Annotated in this window: 23 protein-coding genes and 1 pseudogene; 7 read left to right on the top strand and 17 right to left on the bottom strand. The window is 57.5% G+C overall.

Features of this window, described 5'->3' with window-relative positions; genetic code table 11:
• Nucleotides 1-189: 189 nt before the first annotated feature.
• The 5 genes from NFS22_RS19505 to NFS22_RS19485 all read right to left on the bottom strand — a co-directional run bounded on the left by NFS22_RS19505 (nt 190) and on the right by NFS22_RS19485 (nt 4,574).
• Nucleotides 190-1,353 carry a plasmid recombination protein gene (locus NFS22_RS19505; RefSeq protein ID WP_251319413.1) on the bottom strand — a complete coding sequence of 388 codons (1,164 nt, stop codon included), beginning with the start codon at nt 1,351-1,353 and terminating at the stop codon, nt 190-192.
• A 457-nt stretch (nt 1,354-1,810) separates the two neighbouring features.
• Nucleotides 1,811-2,965, bottom strand: coding sequence for a helicase RepA family protein (locus NFS22_RS19500; protein WP_251319412.1), 1,155 nt, complete (start codon nt 2,963-2,965; stop codon nt 1,811-1,813).
• Nucleotides 2,966-2,972: 7 nt separating this feature from the next.
• Nucleotides 2,973-3,293, bottom strand: a complete 321-nt coding sequence (locus NFS22_RS19495) for a plasmid mobilization protein (RefSeq protein ID WP_251319389.1) — start codon at nt 3,291-3,293, stop codon at nt 2,973-2,975.
• Nucleotides 3,294-3,296: 3 nt separating this feature from the next.
• Nucleotides 3,297-4,373 carry a site-specific integrase gene (locus NFS22_RS19490; RefSeq protein ID WP_251319388.1) on the bottom strand — a complete coding sequence of 359 codons (1,077 nt, stop codon included), beginning with the start codon at nt 4,371-4,373 and terminating at the stop codon, nt 3,297-3,299.
• Between the two features lie 12 nt (nt 4,374-4,385).
• Nucleotides 4,386-4,574: a hypothetical protein gene (locus NFS22_RS19485; RefSeq protein WP_023345703.1), complete on the bottom strand. Its 189-nt coding sequence runs from the start codon at nt 4,572-4,574 to the stop codon at nt 4,386-4,388.
• Nucleotides 4,575-4,739: 165 nt separating this feature from the next.
• Between NFS22_RS19485 and NFS22_RS19480 the strand changes: the two genes are divergently transcribed.
• Nucleotides 4,740-5,297 (top strand): helix-turn-helix domain-containing protein, encoded by a 558-nt coding sequence (locus NFS22_RS19480; protein ID WP_161929745.1) that lies wholly within the window; start codon nt 4,740-4,742, stop codon nt 5,295-5,297.
• A gap of 171 nt (nt 5,298-5,468) precedes the next feature.
• Here the strand turns inward: NFS22_RS19480 and guaA are convergent, their stop codons facing one another.
• The gene (gene guaA / locus NFS22_RS19475; RefSeq protein WP_251319387.1) at nt 5,469-6,758 is read right to left on the bottom strand and encodes a glutamine-hydrolyzing GMP synthase; all 1,290 of its coding nucleotides are present in this window, start codon (nt 6,756-6,758) and stop codon (nt 5,469-5,471) included.
• 132 nt (nt 6,759-6,890) lie between these two features.
• A complete protein-coding gene (locus tag NFS22_RS19470; protein ID WP_251319386.1) occupies nt 6,891-7,868 on the bottom strand; it encodes an RluA family pseudouridine synthase in 978 nt (325 codons plus the stop codon).
• Nucleotides 7,869-8,218: 350 nt separating this feature from the next.
• On the opposite strand from NFS22_RS19470, the gene NFS22_RS19465 reads away from it, so the two are divergent.
• The 3 genes from NFS22_RS19465 (at nt 8,219) to NFS22_RS19455 (ending at nt 9,711) form a co-directional block, all read left to right on the top strand.
• Nucleotides 8,219-8,722, top strand: coding sequence for a YceD family protein (locus NFS22_RS19465; protein WP_251319385.1), 504 nt, complete (start codon nt 8,219-8,221; stop codon nt 8,720-8,722).
• Between the two features lie 46 nt (nt 8,723-8,768).
• Entirely contained in the window at nt 8,769-8,957 is a 189-nt protein-coding gene (rpmF, locus tag NFS22_RS19460) for a 50S ribosomal protein L32 (protein ID WP_023345708.1), read from the top strand.
• Nucleotides 8,958-9,018: 61 nt separating this feature from the next.
• Nucleotides 9,019-9,711 carry a DUF1266 domain-containing protein gene (locus NFS22_RS19455; RefSeq protein WP_251319384.1) on the top strand — a complete coding sequence of 231 codons (693 nt, stop codon included), beginning with the start codon at nt 9,019-9,021 and terminating at the stop codon, nt 9,709-9,711.
• 35 nt (nt 9,712-9,746) lie between these two features.
• Here NFS22_RS19455 and NFS22_RS19450 read toward each other — a convergent pair whose 3' ends face one another.
• Genes NFS22_RS19450 through ybeY form a run of 8 tightly spaced genes read right to left on the bottom strand, consistent with a single transcriptional unit; the run spans nt 9,747 to nt 13,808 of the window.
• Nucleotides 9,747-10,130 carry an SdpI family protein gene (locus tag NFS22_RS19450; RefSeq protein ID WP_251319411.1) on the bottom strand — a complete coding sequence of 128 codons (384 nt, stop codon included), beginning with the start codon at nt 10,128-10,130 and terminating at the stop codon, nt 9,747-9,749.
• Between the two features lie 26 nt (nt 10,131-10,156).
• A complete protein-coding gene (recO, locus tag NFS22_RS19445; protein ID WP_251319383.1) occupies nt 10,157-10,912 on the bottom strand; it encodes a DNA repair protein RecO in 756 nt (251 codons plus the stop codon).
• Between the two features lie 33 nt (nt 10,913-10,945).
• Entirely contained in the window at nt 10,946-11,092 is a 147-nt protein-coding gene (locus NFS22_RS19440) for a hypothetical protein (protein ID WP_251319382.1), read from the bottom strand.
• 52 nt (nt 11,093-11,144) lie between these two features.
• Nucleotides 11,145-11,351, bottom strand: a complete 207-nt coding sequence (locus tag NFS22_RS19435; RefSeq protein ID WP_251319381.1) for a hypothetical protein — start codon at nt 11,349-11,351, stop codon at nt 11,145-11,147.
• 1 nt (nt 11,352) lies between these two features.
• Complete coding sequence (gene era, locus NFS22_RS19430) at nt 11,353-12,246, bottom strand: GTPase Era (RefSeq protein WP_251319380.1); 894 nt, start codon at nt 12,244-12,246, stop codon at nt 11,353-11,355.
• A gap of 52 nt (nt 12,247-12,298) precedes the next feature.
• Nucleotides 12,299-12,508 carry a hypothetical protein gene (locus tag NFS22_RS19425; RefSeq protein WP_251319379.1) on the bottom strand — a complete coding sequence of 70 codons (210 nt, stop codon included), beginning with the start codon at nt 12,506-12,508 and terminating at the stop codon, nt 12,299-12,301.
• A gap of 14 nt (nt 12,509-12,522) precedes the next feature.
• Nucleotides 12,523-13,302, bottom strand: a complete 780-nt coding sequence (locus NFS22_RS19420) for an XAC2610-related protein (protein WP_251319378.1) — start codon at nt 13,300-13,302, stop codon at nt 12,523-12,525.
• Nucleotides 13,299-13,808: an rRNA maturation RNase YbeY gene (gene ybeY / locus NFS22_RS19415; protein WP_251319377.1), complete on the bottom strand. Its 510-nt coding sequence runs from the start codon at nt 13,806-13,808 to the stop codon at nt 13,299-13,301. Before ybeY ends, NFS22_RS19420 begins: the two co-directional genes overlap by 4 nt.
• 114 nt (nt 13,809-13,922) lie before the next feature.
• On the opposite strand from ybeY, the gene spoVAD reads away from it, so the two are divergent.
• Nucleotides 13,923-14,936, top strand: coding sequence for a stage V sporulation protein AD (gene spoVAD, locus NFS22_RS19410; RefSeq protein WP_251319376.1), 1,014 nt, complete (start codon nt 13,923-13,925; stop codon nt 14,934-14,936).
• A 136-nt stretch (nt 14,937-15,072) separates the two neighbouring features.
• Nucleotides 15,073-15,429 (top strand): stage V sporulation protein AE, encoded by a 357-nt coding sequence (spoVAE, locus tag NFS22_RS19405; RefSeq protein WP_251319375.1) that lies wholly within the window; start codon nt 15,073-15,075, stop codon nt 15,427-15,429.
• Nucleotides 15,430-15,464: 35 nt separating this feature from the next.
• Here the strand turns inward: spoVAE and NFS22_RS19400 are convergent, their stop codons facing one another.
• Together NFS22_RS19400 and NFS22_RS19395 are read right to left on the bottom strand one after the other, a co-directional pair.
• Complete coding sequence (locus NFS22_RS19400; RefSeq protein ID WP_251319374.1) at nt 15,465-16,400, bottom strand: immunity 49 family protein; 936 nt, start codon at nt 16,398-16,400, stop codon at nt 15,465-15,467.
• Between the two features lie 13 nt (nt 16,401-16,413).
• Nucleotides 16,414-16,755 carry a PH domain-containing protein gene (locus NFS22_RS19395; RefSeq protein WP_251319373.1) on the bottom strand — a complete coding sequence of 114 codons (342 nt, stop codon included), beginning with the start codon at nt 16,753-16,755 and terminating at the stop codon, nt 16,414-16,416.
• Nucleotides 16,756-17,523: 768 nt separating this feature from the next.
• On the opposite strand from NFS22_RS19395, the pseudogene NFS22_RS19390 reads away from it, so the two are divergent.
• Nucleotides 17,524-17,745 (top strand): annotated as a pseudogene (locus NFS22_RS19390) (transposase); the annotation flags it as partial.
• Between the last annotated feature and the right edge of the window lie 138 nt (nt 17,746-17,883).

Below are 17,883 nucleotides of genomic sequence, written 5' to 3'. Positions count from 1 at the left end.
AAGTTGATTGTTGACTACTGTTCTGTTGTCACTTTTTGCTTTGGAATGGTATTTTTACTTTCGAGTATACGACTTTTGAAATGGTTCTGTTCTAAATAATAAAACACTTTTTAATTTATTGTTTTTATACTTACAAATATGAAATAGGAAGGTACCTTGAGAAGCACCTTCCTATTTCATGTTTACATGTTACCTCGCCCCTCGGCTGAACTTCCGTTTTGCTTTCCTCTGCTCCTTTTCCACCGCCTCCCGGCATTTTGCGTCCTCTATGGCCCGCTCTACTTCCGCCGGGCCGAACGCCCGCTTAACCCGCTCAAAGTCGGCTACTGTCCCCCGCAGGGCCTTGTTCTCCAACTTCGCTTCCTGCAAGCGGTCAGACAATCGCTCGTTGCCCTCCCTGGCCCGTCCATAGTCCCCCTGCAAACGCTCATACTTCCCTTTCAACTCGACATAGGCCCGGTACAAAGAGCGCAGCACCTTGACGATCTGCGCCAACAGGGGTTTGGCTTTCTTCTCCCGGTAGGACTTGGCGCTTTCCAGCGGCCCAGGTTCCGGCAATATCCGCTCCGGGTCATCGGAGAACTGTGCCGCCAACTGCTCTATGTTCCTCACAGCCGGGGCCAGCTCCTTTAGCCGCTGTTCCTGCCGCTCCACCTGCTCCTGCTTCTTGGCCTTGACCGCCTCCAGCTCGGCAATCTCCTTGGCCCGCTGTTCTTTCTTGTAGTCCATCACGGACAGGTGCTTGTCGTGGGTGCCCTTGTCCTCCCACTCTATCCCGTGGCGCTCCATCACGGCGGCAAGCTGTTCCTTTTCAGAGCGTACCCACTGGCTCCACTCCGTGTCGCCCCTGGTGCCGCCCTTGAATCCCTGGGCCGCTAACGCCTGTTTCAGCGATACCCTCGTGTCCAGGCCCCGCTTGCTCCCGGTGGTAAACGGTACAAAGTCGATGTGCAGATGGGGCGTGGCCTCGTCCATGTGGAGGTGGGCGGAGAACACCCGAAGCTGGGGGTTGCGCTCCTGGAAGCCCCTCATGTACTCGTCCAGCACCGCCGCCGCAAGCTGGCCGTCCTCGCTCTCGGCGCTCATGTCGTCCTTGTTCCCTACTTGCAGGATGATTTCATGGAACGGCTTTTCCTGCTTGCTGGAACGTATCTTTTCATAGTAGTCCTCAATCCTGCGGTCTGCCCTGGTCTGCTTGTCGTTGTACCGCTTGAGGGCCTCGTCAAACAGCTCATGGAAAACTGCCTTGATATTTTCGTGGCAGTAGGTTATATTCAAGTGAGAGCGTTCCGGGTCGGTGTTCTTGGCGTTGAACGCCCTGCTGTTGTGTTTCACCGAACCCTGCCCCACCATGGCGCTGATTGTCCTTTTCAAATCAAATCCTCCTTTCGCCGCGAAGCGGCGGCCTTTGTTACTTTCTGCGAAAGTAACGCAAAAGCACTTTTGACGGCCTTGCGGCCATCAAAAGCGCATTTGCGCCCTACGGGGTGGAGTGGGGGCGTTGCCCCCGCCGTCTGCGGACGGCTCCCCCAGCAGGGCCGCCCTTTGAAAAGGGCACCCTGCACCCCGCCTAAACTTTGACACTCGCCGTTGGGCAGGGGGGAAAGGCACAGCCTTTCCCCCCACCCGGCCAGTGTCCTCCGTGGGCCAAAAGTCAAGGGGTTCGGGTTGTATTGCCTTACGGCAATCTCCACCCCCAGGTATGGCCCCTTGACTTTTGGCCCCGCTCCCCGTGACGGCCGTGACGACCGTGACGATGTTTTACACACCGCCCCCGCTCTCAAAAAAGCCGTCACAGCCGTCACGGTCGTCACGCCTGGGGCGGTTCCAGGGTGAGGGTGATACTTCTCCCGGCGTGGCTCCTGCTGTTCTCATAGCGGATATGGTACTCTGCCGCCAGCCTCCCGGCCCGGACGTTTAGCCGCATAGCCAGGGCGTTGGGCTTCATGTCGGTCTGGAGCACCGCCGCCAGCTCCGTGGCCGTACCGCCCCAGACGGGCCTGTCCGCCGTCACAAGGGCGGCAACGGCCTCCAATACCGGGTCGGGCGGTTCCACCCACGGCTCCGTTTCCAGCCGCTCCAGCTCCCACACAAGCCGCTCCCTGTCCTTGGTGAGATACATCCGCTGGTCTTGCTGGTCACGCCCTGCCACATCCAGGATGGCGCTGCCGTCCGTCCGCTTTTCCTTTTGAAGAAGAAAGGCCCCGTCCGCAGCTCCCAACAGGCCGTTGGTTCCGGAAATCATATCAAACTTATCGTCTGCCTGTTGCTTTCGGGTGTGGTGTACCAGCAGGAGACAGATACCGCAATCATCCGCAAGGCGTTTCAGCTTGCCCACCACCTCGTAATCGTTGGCGTAGCTGTACTTGTCCCCGCCGACCTCCCGGACTTTCTGGAGGGTGTCAATGATAATGAGCTTGGTGTCGGGGTGTTGGCGGACAAACTTCTTTAGCTGTTCCTCCAGGCCCAGGCCGAGCTGTTTGGCGTAGATTGCAAAAAGCAGGTCGTTGGTGCCGTCCATCCCGAACATCCGATACAGCCGCCCCTGCAAGCGGCGGTGGTCGTCCTCCAAGGCCAGATAGAGGACGGTGCCCTTGTGGACGGGGTAGCCCCACAGGGGGAGGCCCATGCTCACATGATAGGCAAGCTGGGCCATCAGGAACGACTTGCCCACCTTGGGTGCTCCCGCAAAGAGGTATGTCCCAGGGTAGAGCAGACCGTCAATGATTGGCGGTCTGCTCTGGTAGACGTTCTGGTAAAGCTCATTCATGGAAACCGTGTGGAGGTAGGCCGGGTCGCTTGTCCGTTGAAGTTCCCGAAGAATATCCTCCATACTTTCATCCTGGGACTTGTTTTCAGCCGGTTCCTCTGCTATACTTGGGGTGGTTGTTTGTGAATTGGGCTGTTCCCCGTCTGCGCCAACAGACGGAACCGGGACAGTCCTTTTCGTCTCTCTGGAATCCATCAATCTATCAATCCTCCTTTATGCCGTCCAGCGTCACGGTGATAAGGCGGATGGTGGCGAGCGGTTCATCATCCACTCCGCCCCCGGCCTCCATGCGCCGCAGCTCCCCCAGGACGGCGGCGAGCTGGTCACGCAGGGCCTTGTAGACCCTGGGATTGCCCTGCACTACAATGTCCCGGTTGAGCAACCGCCGGGTGATGTAGTCCTGTTTGGTCAGCCCGGACAGGCGGACGGCAATCTCAAGCTGTTCGTTTTCCTCCGGGGACACCCGGAACGCTATGGTCTTGCTTCTCCATCGGTTGTGGTTGTCGAGATTTTTCGCAGACATGATTTAAGCCCCCTTTCGCTCCATGTTCAGCTTGTCCGCCATCTCCGCCTGCCGGGTGGGGAACAGGTGAGCGTAGCGGTAGGTGATGTCAATGCTTTCGTGCCCCACCCGGTCAGCGATTGCCAGGGCCGTGAAGCCCATGTCAATCAGCAGGGAAATGTGGCTGTGTCTCAGGTCATGAATCCTGATCCGCTTGACCCCCGCCTCTTTCGCCCCCCTGTCCATCTCCCGGTGAAGATAGGATTTCGTCACCGCAAAAATGCGGTCTGTCGGCCCCACGGCGTACAAGCTCCTGATGTAGTCCTCCATTTCCTCGCAGAGAAAAGCGGGCATTTGAATGACCCGGTTGCTCTTGGCCGTCTTGGGGTCGGTGATAACGTCCTGGCCCTTGATACGCTGGTAGGATTTCGAGATAGAAACCGTCTGCTTCTCAAAGTCGAAGTCCCCAGGGGTGAGGGCCAGCAGCTCCCCCTCCCGGATACCGCACCAGTAGAGCATTTCAAAGGCGTAGTAGGAGAGGGGCTTGTCCATCATGGCGTCAGCGAATTTCAGATACTCCGCTTTCGTCCAGAACAGCATTTCCCGGCCCTTGGCCTTGCCCATGTTGCCCACCTGGGCGGCGGGGTTGGCTTTCAGATTGTAGTGCTTCACCGCATGATTGAAAACGGCGCTCAACTGATTGTGGAGCGTTTTCAGATACACGGGGGAGTAGGGCTTGCCGTTCTTGTCCCGGTAGTTCAGCATTTCACTTTGCCACGCCATGACCTCCTTGGAATGGATTTCGCTCATTTTCCGCTTTCCGAAGTAAGGCACCAGCTTTTTGTAGAGGATATGCTCTTTCGTCCCCCAGGTGTTCTCCTTGATACGGCCTTTCATGTCCGCAGCGTAGAGCGCCACGAAGCTCTCAAAGGTCATATCCAGGTCGGCGGTCTGCTGTTGCAGGAACGTCCGTTCCCACTCCAGCGCCTCCCGCTTGGTCTTAAAGCCCCGCTTCATCTTCTTTTCCTTTTTCCCTGTCCAGTTCTCAAAGTAAAAGGACGCATACCATGTTCCCTTGGCCTTGTCTTTGTACGCTGGCATTTTCTTCCCTCCTTACTGATTTTCCCGCAGTCCATAGAACTTTTCCTCGAAGTAGCGCCTGCTCACCCGTCCGGGGATGGTGAGGAAACCCTTCTGCTTCAGCTCCTCGTTCATCTCCCGCACCAGCTTGTAGGCGTAGGGCTTGGAGATACCCAGCGCCCCGGCCACTTCCTCGGCTCGTACAAACAGCTCTTTGCTCAAATACAACACCTCCTTATTGTTGGTTCGCAAAATTGTTAATGCCGACATCCTTATTATACATTCGCATGGTTGTTAATGTCAAGAGTTTATTTCGCAATTTTGTTAATTTTCTTCTTGCATATTTCGCTTATTTGCGCTATACTATTTTCAAAGGCGGTGGAACATATGACAGTAGGAGAAAAAATCAAGAAAATCCGCACATTTCGGGGTATGACGCAAAAGGAATTGGGGCTGGCTATCGGCTTTGAGGAAAAGGGAGCGGATAACCGTATTGCCCAGTACGAAACGAATTACCGTGTGCCAAAGAGGGAGCTGCTGGACAAGATTGCCCAGGCCCTGCGGGTAGACCGTCAGAACTTCTATACGGTTCAACCCGGCTGTGCCGAGGACTTCATGCGGACGTTCTTCTGGCTGGACGAGGACAGCCCTGGCTCCATCCGCCTGTTTCAGCTTGTCCGCAACCCCGGCAAGACGGGGGCCTCCGATGATACCGCCGTCCGCTACAATGACACGGACGACTGGCCCGCTCAACCTCCTGTGGGTATCTACTTCAACTATGGCCTTGTGGATGAGTTTATGAGGGAATGGCTCTTGCGCCAGCAGGAGCTACACGCCGGGGAGATTACCAGGGAAGAATACTTTGAATGGAAAATCAACTGGCCGAGCACCTGCGATGACGGGAAAGAATCGAAATACTATGTACCCTGGAGAAAAGAAAAATAGGGCAAGCAAAACCGCCCTGCTGAATTTGTCGTTCAGCAGGGCGGTTCGCTTGCCCTTTGCAATCATTCTCTTGTGTGACCGGGTTGAAACGAATAGTATCAATCCAGTATCACAAGGCAAAGTGACAGGTCAAAAACCCTGTATTCATGCGGGTTTGCGCCGCTTTGACGGTCATTCCCACTCAATCGTCCCGGTTGGCTTAGGGGTCAGGTCGAAGAGTACGCGGTTAACGCCTTTGACCTCGCTGGTGATGCGGGCGGTAATCTTATCCATCATCAGCCAGGGAAGGTGTGGGACCGTAGCGGTCATGGCGTCCACAGTGTTGACCGCCCGGATGATGACGCACCACTCGTCAGTACGGCGGTTATTCCGGACGCCCACCGATTTTAGATCAGGGATAGCGGTAAAGTACTGCCAGACCTTGCCTTCCAGGCCGTTTTTGGCAAACTCCTCCCGGAGGATGGCGTCCGACTCCCGGACCGCCTCCAGGCGGTCCCGGGTGATGGCGCCCAGGCAGCGCACGCCCAAACCGGGGCCGGGGAAGGGCTGGCGGTACACCATGGAGTCGGGCAGGCCCAGCGCCTTGCCGCAGGCCCGGACCTCGTCCTTGAAGAGCATTTTCAGGGGCTCTACCAGTTCAAAGTCCAGGTCCTCGGGCAGACCGCCCACGTTATGGTGGCTCTTGACAGCCTTCACTGTCTTGGTGCCGCTCTCAATGATGTCGGGGTAGATGGTGCCCTGTCCCAGAAAGCGGATGCCGTCCAGCTTGCGGGCCTCCTCCTCAAAGACACGGATAAATTCCCCGCCGATAATCTTCCGCTTCTGCTCCGGGTCGGCCACCCCGGCCAGTTTGTCCAGAAAGCGGTCCACGGCGTCCACATAGACCAGATTGGCATCCATCTCATCCCGGAAGACCTTGACCACCTGTTCCGGCTCTCCCTTGCGCAGCAGGCCGTGGTTGACATGGACACAGGTGAGCTGCTTGCCCACAGCCTTAATCAGAAGTGCCGCTACCACTGAGGAATCCACTCCGCCGGACAGAGCCAGCAGCACCTTCTTGTCCCCCACCTGCCGGCGAATCAGCTCAATCTGGTCGGCGATAAAGTTGTCCATATTCCAGTTGGCCTCAGCGCCGCAGATGGTAAAGATGAAATTTTTCAGGGCGGTCTCCCGTTCCACATCATCAGCGGGCCAGGGATCGTCCCCCCGGTGGTCCACCAGCAGGGCGGGGATATCGCAGTCGTAAATCTCCTGGGCCGCATCAATGGTGACCCCATCCACCACCCGGTTGGGGCCGCCGTTGAGGATAATACCCTTTACATTGGGCAGGGCTTTCAGCTCGGCCAAAGTAATGTCGTGGGGGTGAATCTCAGAATATACCCCCAGCGCACGAATTTCACGGGCAATTTTGGGGTTTTCCTCACTGCCCAAGTCCAGTACAACAATCATGTCCTGTTTCATTAGTGAATCCTCCTACAAAATAGTACCCACATTCTACCACAGACCATGTCAGGGACGCAAGATATTTTACATTTGAGGTGCAGGGGCGGCCTGTGGCCGCCCCTGCATAAAAATCTACGTTTGGGACATCCCCTATACTTGACCCATCTGCCGGTCTGGAAAATACTCCCGCACAAAGTCCACATCCTCCACCTGGAAGGTTTTTCCGTTCAAATGCTCCAGCGGCCCGGCTTCGGTGGTGAAATGGAAGGTAAGCTTATAGGAGTACAGCGCCTGGCCATGGCGGCCATATTTCCGGTTCTCCCGCTCAGAGCCATATTTGCCGTCGCCGATCAGGGGGTGTCCTGCGGCGGCGAACTGGGCGCGAATCTGGTGGGTTCGCCCGGTGACCAGGTCGCACTCCACCAGGGAGAGGCCGTTCTTTACCGCCAGCGTCTTGTACACCGTCACCGCCGATTTTGCCCCTGGCTCAGACCTTTTTCGGACATAGACCTGCTTTTTTTCCTCGTCTTTCCAGATATACCCCTCCAGCCGCCCCTCCGGCGGGGACAGCTTCCCCTGAACTACGCACAGGTACAGCTTGGTCAGTTCCCGGTCCTTGATTTTCTGATTCATCACCCGCAGGGCCTGGGCCGTCTTGGCGGCAATGACAATCCCCCCGGTGTTCCGGTCAATACGGTTGCACAGGGCGGGGGCAAAGGAGTTCTCCCAGTAGGGGGACCACTCCTTTTTTTGATACAAATACGCCTGGATGTGGGTGAGCAGGGTGTTCACCCGCTCGTTCTCGTCGGGGTGGACCACAAGGCCGGGGCGCTTGTCCAGGAGGAGGATATGTTCGTCCTCGTAGAGGATGTTCAGCTTGGGCTGATAGAGGGACAAAAAGGCATTTTCCGGGGTAGGCCTGTCAAAAAACTCGTCGTTGATGTACAGCTGGAGCACATCCCCCACATTAAGGCGGACATCCCGCTTGGACCCCTTGCCGTTCACCTTCACCCGCTTGAGCCGGATGTACTTTTGGGCCAGCGGAGCGGGCAGCAGGGGCAGAGTTTTGGCCAGCCAGCGGTCCAGCCGCTGCCCGGCGTCGTTTTTGCCGATGGTGAATTCTTTCATGGAGGACCTCCTAAAGGCCCCTTGAGAAAGGGGCTGTCAGCCGAAGGCTGACTGGGGATTGCGTTTTAGGAAGCAAAACATACGAAGTAAATAAAGTTTTCCTAATTGGAATTTGCTTCGCATATTTTGGCTTTGCCAAAATACAATCCTCCGTCACGGCTCCGCCGTGCCACCTCCTTTTCAAAGGAGGCTTTTGTTCTACAGGAATATTTCACCATATTCCGCCCCCGGTGTCAATAAATTTCGTAGAGAAATTTGTGAAAAGTATTTGACATTTGGGACAAGATTCATTATAATATCCTGCGTACCATTCTGCGAGTATGGGGGGCGCTCCCCCGGGGAGGAACGCCATGCGTCTGGATCTGCGAGATATCATTCACGTCCCGGACGCGAAAAAGACGTTTCAATTTCAGCTGGACCTGTCCCAGGAGGACCTCTATGGGACCAGGCCCATTGTCCATCCCGTCCAGGCAGTGGGCAGCGTGACCAACCACGCCGGGGCCCTGGTGCTGGAGGGGACGGCCCGTTCCCTGCTGGAGCTGGCCTGCGACCGCTGCGGGAAGGAATTTTCCCGGGAAAAGACGGTTGTGCTGAACAATCTGGTGGCCCAGGAGCTGGAGGATGAGGAGCACGACGATATTCTCCTGCTGGACGGCACCGAGTTGGACCTGGATGAGGCCGTCACCACCGCTTTCATTCTTGCAATGGACACGAAAAATCTTTGCTCAGACGACTGCAAAGGGCTGTGCGCCAAGTGCGGAGCCGATTTGAACCTTGGCCTCTGCGGGTGCAGACCTGATGTCGATCCAAGACTGGCGGCCCTTGCGCAGCTGTTGGATAAGGAAGCTGAGTGAGTACTCAAACGTGCCCTGACCGGCACAGCCGAAGGAGGTGTCACCCATGGCGGTCCCCAAGGGAAAAGTATCCAAGGCCCGGCGCGATAAGCGGCGCAGCTCCCACTGGAAGCTGGAAACTCCCGGTATCGTGACCTGCCCCAAGTGCGGGGCTTACCGGCTGCCTCACCGTATGTGCAAGAATTGCCTGACCTATAACGGCCGTTCCTTCGGCCAGGTTGAGGCCCAGCAGTAAGCATTTCAGCCCCCCGGGGAAGCCGGGGGGCATATTTTTCTATCAAAATGGAGGAGTTTTCATGTATTACGCCCTTCTTGGACTAGGACTGGGGCTTGCTGTTCAAACCGGACTGCCTGGACTGATCTTCCTGCTGGTCGTAATCGTGTTGTTTGTCCGCCACACCCTGCGCAAGCGGGACCAGGACCTGTCACCCCAAAACGACACGGAAAAGTGGATTTTCGGCACCTACGCCAACTGGGCGCTGTATAACTGCGAGTACATCCCGGGCAACAACCTCATTCCCAACTATGACACCGCCCCCATCCTCCTGGGCGGCCGCCGGGGGCCCTATAACAGCCCGGAGCAGCGGCAGTACTTTTTGAATATGCTGGACAGCCCCTGGGACATCCACAGCAAGCGGGAGCTGTTGGAGACGGTGGAGTACATGAGCGTGGGCCCCGGCTTTCAGCACTGTCAAACCCAAGCCGACCGGGCCTGGGAGCTGTGCCGGTGTACTCAGCTGCTGGCCATTGCCTTCCGTTTGGGCTGGATCAGCCGCAGTGAGATGGTAAAGCGCTCCCGTCAGGTTGGAAAAATCATCCAGCGTACCTTCTCCGGCTGGCAGGAGATGAGCGAGAGCTTCCTCAACCGCTGCCTGCAATGGATGGAGGACCCCTCCCTGGGCGCGGATATGCGCCGGGCCATCCACAAGTCCCTGTGGACCCGCCCGGACAGCCCCTTCAACCTGCCCTGGGATTTGCCCTTGGATTAAATGAAAGCGCCCTCTGGTCCAGGCAGAGGGTGTTTCTATGTATTGCGCCGTTTCCCGTTTTTGTCAAAGGTCTTTTTCAGCGCCAGCTCTGTCGGGACGATTGTTCCTACCATTGGCACGACCTGCGCAAAACAAATCACGGTGCCAACCCTTCCAATCGTGCCAATCTCCTTGCCCAACACGAACAGCAGCGGAAGAACGGACAGCGGTAGCAGAATCATGCCAAACCAAAACCACAGCTTTCCGCAGTAATGATGAGCAAATTGCCAGGTGTCCTGATTTTTCATGGACATCGTTGTCCGGTAACCAAATCCGCTGTTGATTGTCTTGGGCGGCCTGTGCAGAAACATCCGTCCCAAGCCGATCATCACAAGCGGAATCAACAGATCCGTCGCCAGCGTAAAAAGCCAGAACCAAATCATGTGAACACCTCCAACGCCAAAATTCAAGAAAGTGTTAAGCTCTTATAGTAATCCAAGGTAGAAAATCCCCGCTCCAGCTGGGTGTGGAGGTAGGCTTCGGCGGCGTCGGCCAGCTGCTTCATGGGTTCGCCCTCCAGGCGGAAGGAGAACAGCCGCTTGGGGTCGCCGTGGAGAATGTGATCCAGAGCGGCCAGGGCGGGGATGGACAGGGGCATGGAGATGCCCTCCCCCACCTCGCCCCGGCATTTGGCGCAGTGGAGCACCCCCTCCCGCAGATGGAACCTGGGATTCTCCGGGGGATTTGCTCCACAGACGGCGCAGCCGTCAATGAGAGGCTCATACCCCGCTAGGGCCATAGCTCTCCACTCGAAGGCGGCCTTCACCAGAGGGAGTGGTTTTTCCTGCATTGTGTCCAGGGTGTGGAGGCTGTTCAGTGTCAGGGACAGCAGCGACCGGCTGGGCAGGCCCTCCACCGCCAGCAGCTCGGCCGCCTCGGCAAAGTAGCACCCCAGGGCCAGACGTTCAATGTCGTCCCGCACTCCCTGAAACAGCCGCTCCACCGCCGCCTCCTTCACTGACCACCGGCCCTGATAATCGTAGAGCACCATCTCCGACCAGGCCAGCAGCTGGCACCCAGCGGCGATGGCGCTACCTTTTTTTCGGCACCCCCGGGCGGAGGCGGTGAGCTTGCCCTGGTCCTGGGTAAACAGTGTGAGAATCTTGTCCGACTCCTTGTAGTCCACCGTCCGCAGGACCAGAGCTTTTGTGGTGATGTGCATAGGCAGCGCTCCTATGTAACGGGCTTTCGCCCGTCAGACTTGCTTGATCTTGGGCTGGAAGGCCGTCTTGGCCGGCTCCTTCCAGCGCGCTTCGTTTTCCTGCCGCTGGCCCGCCACCGCCAGCCAGGCCGCCGGCAGGCCGGTTTTGCAGAACAACTCCCAAAGGCCCTGCTCGTTCACGGTACAGCCCTCCCTTTCTTTGTGTGGTTAGGCTTTCCGGTTTTTCAAGGGGCTATGAGCGGTAAATATTTGCTTCCCGCTCAATCAAAACGTTCGCCAGCTCAAAGGCACGGATTCTCCGCTCCGCAAGGGTAATCTGAGACCTGTACCGCGCCGGGTTCTCCTTGGCTTGAAGGGTCTTGAGGGCCTCCCGCAGCTTGTGCAGGGTGGAATCGATCTGACGCCTGGCCTCTATCAAATCGTCTTTTGTGTATTCCATACTACTCCTTCACGTAGCCGAAGTTCTGGATAGCCGCCGGGTTGTCCCGCCAGTTTTCCTTCACTTTAACCCAGGTCTTCAGAAACACCTTGGTGCCCATAAACTTCTCCATGTCCTGACGGGCCAACGTGGACGCCTTTTTCAGCATCCCGCCGCCTTTGCCGATAATGATGCCCTTGTGGCTGTTCTTCTCGCAGTAGATGGTGGCCTCCACATCTACAATTTCATCGTCCCGCTCAGAAAAGCGGGTAATCTCCACGGCAGTGCCATGGGGAATCTCCTTGTCCAGCAGGAGGAGCAGCTTCTCCCGCATGATCTCCGCCATCATCTGCCGTTCGGGCTGGTCGGAGGTCATGTCGTCGGGGAACAGCTGGGGGCCCTCGGGGAGGCAGCCCTCCAGCACGTCCAGCAGCTCCTCCACCCCCTGGCCGGTTTTGGCGGAGATAGGCACCACCGCGTCAAAGCCGTGCTCCTGACTGTAGACCTGGATGACCTCCAGCAGCTTTTCCTTCTGCGGGACGGTGTCCGCCTTGTTGATGGCCAGCACAGCGGGACAGTCCAGGGTCTTCATACGTCCAATGAGCTGTCTTTCCGGCTCTCCCACGTTGGGGATGGGCTCCACCAGCAGCAGAACGGCGTCCACGTCAGCCACGCTCTCTCTCACCACGTTGACCATGTAGTCCCCCAGGCGGGTGCGGGCCTTGTGGAGACCGGGGGTATCCACAAAGACGAACTGGCTCTCCCCCCGGTTCTTAATGCCGCAGATGCGGCTGCGGGTGGTCTGGGGCTTGCTGGTGACAATGGCCACCTTCTCCCCTACAAAGGCGTTGGTCAGGGTGGACTTACCCACGTTGGGCCGTCCACAGATGGTAATGATACCAGATTTTTTAATCATAGATAATCCTCACTTTCTTTCCGGGTGTGAGCGGTTTCCCGGACTTTTTTAATTAAAAACGATAGTTCTTGTACAGGTCCTCGTGGAACACATGCTTACGCACAAAGCGGGTCACGAACATAATGCCGCAGGCCATGGCGCAGGTGACGATATAAGGGGTCAGGTCGAACTCGAAGCTCCAGCTCTTGCCCTCCTGGCGGCCCAGGTCCTCGTAGTCGTCAAATTCGTCCTCAATGGCGGTCAGCTTGATCTTCTTACTCATAACGATTCTCCTTTTTATGATGAAATTTGGTTGTCCTCTTCTCCATGGTAGTCTAAGTGTTTCCACTTCGCCCGCTCGTCAAAATATTCCTCCGAGCCTGCGGGAAACTCGGTGCGGAAGACTTCGGTCAGTTCGCCGTTCACCCGGTCTTGCACTGTCAGGGCAAACGGGCCTCCCCAGCCGTCTATCTTGTACACCTCGATCCGCCTGACGCACACCAGCTCCCCGTCCTCCCATTTATGGATGGTGCTGACTCCGTCCGAAGCGGCGCTTTCACGGTTCCAGCCATAGATGGTTTGGGTCTCAGGGTCCAGCACAGGGGACGAGATCGCCGCATACTCCGGTTCCTCCACAAACAGCTCTTGTTCCTCGTCCCAAATCATGCAGTGGTATCCCTCCGCCTGAATACCGCGGTAAAACAGATAAGTGAAATCCTGGAAGCCATCGAAATTCACGTCCACAATCTGATGTTCCCCATAGTGAACGGTTTCCCAGTCAATCTCCTGTATTTGGATCGGCTCCCCCGGGGCCGACGGGTCCCATACCGACAGGTGCAGGTAATAAAGCAGCTCCTCAGGCTCCTCATAGGCAACCAGCTCGGTGGTCACCAGAAGGGTGCCCATCCGCCCGCCGGTGTCCACCAGGAAGGCGTCGTGGGTGTCGTCCACGGGCTGTTCCTCCAGCACCTCCTGGGCGGTTTTGGGGGGCGGGACAGGGTCGGAGGATGCCGCTCCCTCCTGGCACCCGCACAGCAGAAGCACGGCCAGAAGCGCCGGCACAGCGGCTTTTTTCATGACAGCGCGTCCCTGGTAATGCCCAGCGTTCCTAAAATTGCCTCTTCTCTGGCCCGCATCTGAGCCTTCATGGGGCCCTCGTCCAGGTGGTCGTAGCCCAGCAGGTGGAGCGCCGAGTGGACGGCCAGATAGCACACCTCCCGCTCCGGGGAGTGGCCATACTCCTCCGCCTGGGCGCGGGCCCGCTCCAGGGAGATCATCATATCCCCCAGATACACCTTATCCGCCCCCGGGTCCGCCCAGTCCGCCTGGGGCTTCTCGCCCGGCTTCATAGGAAACATGGGAAAGGACAGCACATCAGTGGGGCTGTCTACCCCCCGGTTTGCCAGGTTGGTCTCCTGAATCACCTCGTCGTCAGCAACGATCACGGCGATCACGCAGGGCACGTCTACCCCCTCTTCCTCCAGAGCGGCCAGGACGGCGCGCCGGATCTGTTCCTCCACCGCCGGGGGAACCTCCACCGCCTCGTCCATATAGCCCGCCTCGATATATACTTCGTGTTCCACAGGCCATCCCTCCTCTCTGTCCGTCTATTATACGAAAAATAATCCTTGAGGTCAAACATATTTTCTCCTTTTAGCGGAAAACTAGCCGTAAACTTCACGACGGGATGTGAACACATGACAACCAAAAAAATCGGTGCTCAGACGGCGGCGCTGGCCAATCCCCCCTCCTTTGCCGCCTGGGCCAACGTGGCGGGCAAAAAGGAGGGGGAGGGTCCTCTGGCCCACACCTTTGACTATATCGACGGCGACGACACCTTTGGCGAATCCACCTGGGAAAAGTCGGAGAGCGCCATGCAGAAGCAGGCCCTGGGCCTGGCCCTGAACAAAGCGGGGCAGGCGGCGTCCAATCTGGACTGGATTTTTGCCGGGGACCTGTTAAACCAGTGTATCAGTTCCTCCTTTGCCGCCCGGGGACAGGAGGTGCCCTTTTTCGGCCTGTACGGAGCCTGTTCCACCATGGGGGAGGGGCTGGCCCTGGCCTCCATGACCCTGGACGGCGGCTTTGGGGAGTGGGCGGCGGTGACAGCCTCCTCCCACTTCTGCTCGGCGGAGCGGCAGTACCGCACCCCCCTGGAGTACGGCGGACAGCGCACCCCCACTGCCCAGTGGACAGCCACCGCCGCCGGGGCGGCTGTGCTGGCCCGGGAGGGTCCGGGACCCTATATCACCCACGTCACCGTGGGCCGGATTGTGGACAAAGGGGTCACCGACACCAACAACATGGGGGCGGCTATGGCCCCCGCGGCCCACGCCACTATCACCGCCCACTTTAACGACACAGGCCGCTCCCCCGGCAGCTATGACCTGATTGTCACCGGCGACCTGGGGGTGTTGGGCAGCGAGCTGCTCATTGAGCTGCTGCGCAAGGATGGAATTCAAGTCAACAACCACGCCGACTGCGGGGCCATGATCTTCGACATTGAGAAGCAGGACGTCCACTGCGGCGGTTCAGGCTGCGGGTGCTGCGCCTCGGTGCTCACCGGCCATCTGCTCAACAACATGAAGGCGGGCAAGTGGAAAAATATCCTCTTCTGCCCCACCGGGGCCCTCCACTCCCCCACCTCCGCCTTCCAGGGGGAGAGTATCCCCGGTATCTGCCACGCAATCGCAATTTCCACCAGCAAATAAAGCCTCCCTCACAGAGGGAGGCGTCACGGCGAAGCCGTGACGGAGGGAGTCCGTTTTCGGAAAACTCCCTCAGTCAGCCTCCGGCTGACAGCTCCCTCAAAGAGGGAGCCTTATTTCCAAAAATAAGGTGATTTTTATGGAATATCTGAAAGCATTTCTCTGCGGGGGCATTTTGTGCGTTATTGGACAGGTCCTCATTGACAAGACCCCTCTTACGCCCGCCAAAATTCTGGTGAGCTATGTCACCGCCGGGGTTATCCTCAGCGGCGTGGGGGTGTACCAGTATCTGGTGGACTGGGGCGGCGCGGGAGCCACGGTGCCCCTCACCGGCTTTGGCCATCTGCTGGCCAAGGGGGTCAAAAAAGCCGTCGGCGAGAACGGCCTGATCGGTGCTCTCACCGGCGGCTCCACCGCCGCCGCAGGTGGGATTACCGCCGCCATCTTCTTCGGCTTTCTGGTGGCCCTCATCTGCAAACCGAAACCCAAGACGTAAAAATCCCCGCCTCCCAACTCGGGAGGCGGGGTTGTCTATTGTCGTTCCCAGGGAAATCCATATTTGGGCCGGGGCAGCTCCAGGGCACTGTAGTCCATCTCCGCCGGGCGGCTGAGGGACAGCGGACAGTCCTCGGTGTCCACCTCCACCTGCAGTCCCCGGCGCATGGCCGTTTTGGCATAGGCCAGGGCGTATAAGCACAGATGGTTGTATGGGTTGGCACGGCGGCTGCGGATGACCTCCCGCAGGTCCCGGTCCAGGGCCTCCTCGTCCCGGTCCAGGATATCCAGCATGACGCGCAGGCTGGCCAGCACCCCCTTTCGGGTCCCCTTCAACCGCCCCAGTTCCGCCAGATTCTTCTCCAGCTGAGCACGGAGCTCGTCGTCACTGGCCCTGCCCAGGGCCATATCAATGTAGGTGCTGTCAGCGGACATCAACGCTTTTACGCTGGTGCGCCGCCAATCATGCTGGTACTCCGGGCGGCGGAGCAGATCGCCCAGCTCACCGATAAAGCCATCGTCCACGTCCGCAATAATGGCCCCATAGACGTTCCCCAAATTGTAGCCGTTCAAACTGACCAGGCCGCTGTAATAGGTGTTGTCCGGCCAGCGGCACATGGCCCATTGACACCAGGCGGCCAGATACAAGGCCTCCCTGCACCCCTTCGGGTCCCGCTGAATCAGCTGCCGGTACTGGGCCAGGATATGATAGCTCCCTCTTAAAGATACAAACGCCTTATATCCCACCAGCATCTCATTGCTTGGCTCCCGCTGGCAGGTCTCCTTGGTAAAGGGGGTTTGGACCGTAAAATCCGCGCCGCTGTCAATCAGGTTCTGGATGGTCCAGCTGGCCTCGGGCCGCTCCAGCTCCCCCAGCCACTTGTGCAGCACCTGATACAAAAAGGCCATATCATATTTTTCCCGCCACTCTTCAATCCGCCTGGTAGTTTGGGCCAGCTTTTTGCCGCTCATGGCTCAGCACCTCTCAGGAGATGTGTTCCTTCAGCCAGGTGACATACTTGTCCCGCTTCATGATGGCCAGCAGATAGACCTTGCCGTCCTTCATGGTAAGCTCCACGCCGAAGGGGAAGAAGGGGGGCGTGGTGCAGGTGCGGATCGAGGCGATATCCTTCATCTCAACCTCCCAGCTGACAGATGCGGTACCCATCAGGCCGGAGGCCAGAAAGGCCACCCGCTGGTCGGTCATATACAGCTTGCCGGACACCTGCCGCTTGCCCACAACCTGGGGCATTTTCCAGCAGTCACAGCCCACCTTCTGGGCAAACAGTTCCTCCCCGGGCCGGGGATCAAAGGTTGGTTTTGCCATGGTTACATTCCTCCTAAACTTATATCTTCTATACGCTCGGTCGGCGGCGCAGGGGGTGGAAGCTCTCCGTCCCCCTACTCTCCGCCGTCGAGACGAACAAAGCGGCGCAGGACATTATTACCCTGCACCGCTCAAAACAAACAGCACATTCCCTATTCCGCCTTGAAATGAAACCGCAAAGGCGTTATAATGAGATTGGCGCAAGTTTCTTGCTGTGTGGGAGCTGATTTCTCCTGCATAGGGGTATGGAGAGGTGCTGGCTCTCCATACCCTGCCCTATTCATCTCGTACCCACATTTTACCCCAAAATTTCCTATGATGCAAGAGCTTTTTATAAAGTAGGGACGGCCACAGGCAGCCCCTGCTATTGGCTCCCTCCTTGAGGAACTGTCGCCGCAGGCGGTGACTGAGGAAGCTCAACAGCGATTTTTTACCTTTTTCGAAAAAGCTCCCTCCGTCACGGCTTCGCCGTGCCACCTCCCTCAAAGAGGGAGGCTTTTGGGCAAGTTCAACCCCCCGGAGAACAGGCTGAACCGAACCAGTAAAAACCGGCAATAGACAAAATCCCCTGATGTAGGAAAATAGAAGTACTACATCAGGGGGTATCTGTATATGAAAGGAAATATCAACACACAATGGCGTTACTGCCACAGATCAAGGAGATGCTGTTAGCCGGAAAGACACAGAAGCAGGTGGAAGGTGAACTTGGACTAGATAGTATCTACACAAGATGAAGGGATTATGATAGAAAAGACAAGGGAGAGAACGATGGATGCTTCGTATCATCGGCATGACATAAGCGATAAAGTGTGGGAGTTACTTGAGCCGCATTTGCCTGGACAACGCGGCCAGTGGGGAGGAATCGCGCAGGATAACCGCCGTTTTATCAATGCGGTGTTTTGGGTATTACGAACCGGAGCGCCCTGGCGTGACTTGCCTCCTGATTACGGAAAATGGGGCAGTGTTCATCAGAGGTTTATCCGTTGGCGCAGAAACTCTGCTGGCGGATCGGGGTTATGACACAAATGATATCCTGTCTGCTATATCGCTATCGGCTTGGTGTAAAATCTTGTGTAAGCGAAAATCGACAAAGTCAAGAAGTGGCGCGATGGAAAGTGCACAGGCTGG

Source organism: Flintibacter muris (assembly GCF_943192995.1).
Taxonomy (GTDB): domain Bacteria; phylum Bacillota; class Clostridia; order Oscillospirales; family Oscillospiraceae; genus Lawsonibacter; species Lawsonibacter muris.
Note: the sequence above shows the minus strand (reverse complement) of the source record. Positions and strands in the feature narration are given on the sequence as shown.

What these genes read in the sequence shown, in the direction of transcription:
- NFS22_RS19420 (WP_251319378.1), bottom strand. Translation starts at nt 13,302, where the DNA reads ATGAAAAAAGCCGCTGTGCCGGCGCTTCTGGCCGTGCTTCTGCTGTGC.
- NFS22_RS19400 (WP_251319374.1), bottom strand. Translation starts at nt 16,400, where the DNA reads ATGAGCGGCAAAAAGCTGGCCCAAACTACCAGGCGGATTGAAGAGTGG.
- era (WP_251319380.1), bottom strand. Translation starts at nt 12,246, where the DNA reads ATGATTAAAAAATCTGGTATCATTACCATCTGTGGACGGCCCAACGTG.
- recO (WP_251319383.1), bottom strand. Translation starts at nt 10,912, where the DNA reads ATGCACATCACCACAAAAGCTCTGGTCCTGCGGACGGTGGACTACAAG.
- NFS22_RS19490 (WP_251319388.1), bottom strand. Translation starts at nt 4,373, where the DNA reads ATGCCAGCGTACAAAGACAAGGCCAAGGGAACATGGTATGCGTCCTTT.
- NFS22_RS19500 (WP_251319412.1), bottom strand. Translation starts at nt 2,965, where the DNA reads ATGGATTCCAGAGAGACGAAAAGGACTGTCCCGGTTCCGTCTGTTGGC.
- NFS22_RS19505 (WP_251319413.1), bottom strand. Translation starts at nt 1,353, where the DNA reads ATGGTGGGGCAGGGTTCGGTGAAACACAACAGCAGGGCGTTCAACGCC.
- spoVAD (WP_251319376.1), top strand. Translation starts at nt 13,923, where the DNA reads ATGACAACCAAAAAAATCGGTGCTCAGACGGCGGCGCTGGCCAATCCC.
- guaA (WP_251319387.1), bottom strand. Translation starts at nt 6,758, where the DNA reads ATGAAACAGGACATGATTGTTGTACTGGACTTGGGCAGTGAGGAAAAC.
- NFS22_RS19470 (WP_251319386.1), bottom strand. Translation starts at nt 7,868, where the DNA reads ATGAAAGAATTCACCATCGGCAAAAACGACGCCGGGCAGCGGCTGGAC.
- NFS22_RS19395 (WP_251319373.1), bottom strand. Translation starts at nt 16,755, where the DNA reads ATGGCAAAACCAACCTTTGATCCCCGGCCCGGGGAGGAACTGTTTGCC.
- NFS22_RS19455 (WP_251319384.1), top strand. Translation starts at nt 9,019, where the DNA reads ATGTATTACGCCCTTCTTGGACTAGGACTGGGGCTTGCTGTTCAAACC.
- NFS22_RS19480 (WP_161929745.1), top strand. Translation starts at nt 4,740, where the DNA reads ATGACAGTAGGAGAAAAAATCAAGAAAATCCGCACATTTCGGGGTATG.
- NFS22_RS19495 (WP_251319389.1), bottom strand. Translation starts at nt 3,293, where the DNA reads ATGTCTGCGAAAAATCTCGACAACCACAACCGATGGAGAAGCAAGACC.
- NFS22_RS19435 (WP_251319381.1), bottom strand. Translation starts at nt 11,351, where the DNA reads ATGGAATACACAAAAGACGATTTGATAGAGGCCAGGCGTCAGATCGAT.
- NFS22_RS19425 (WP_251319379.1), bottom strand. Translation starts at nt 12,508, where the DNA reads ATGAGTAAGAAGATCAAGCTGACCGCCATTGAGGACGAATTTGACGAC.
- spoVAE (WP_251319375.1), top strand. Translation starts at nt 15,073, where the DNA reads ATGGAATATCTGAAAGCATTTCTCTGCGGGGGCATTTTGTGCGTTATT.
- rpmF (WP_023345708.1), top strand. Translation starts at nt 8,769, where the DNA reads ATGGCGGTCCCCAAGGGAAAAGTATCCAAGGCCCGGCGCGATAAGCGG.
- NFS22_RS19465 (WP_251319385.1), top strand. Translation starts at nt 8,219, where the DNA reads ATGCGTCTGGATCTGCGAGATATCATTCACGTCCCGGACGCGAAAAAG.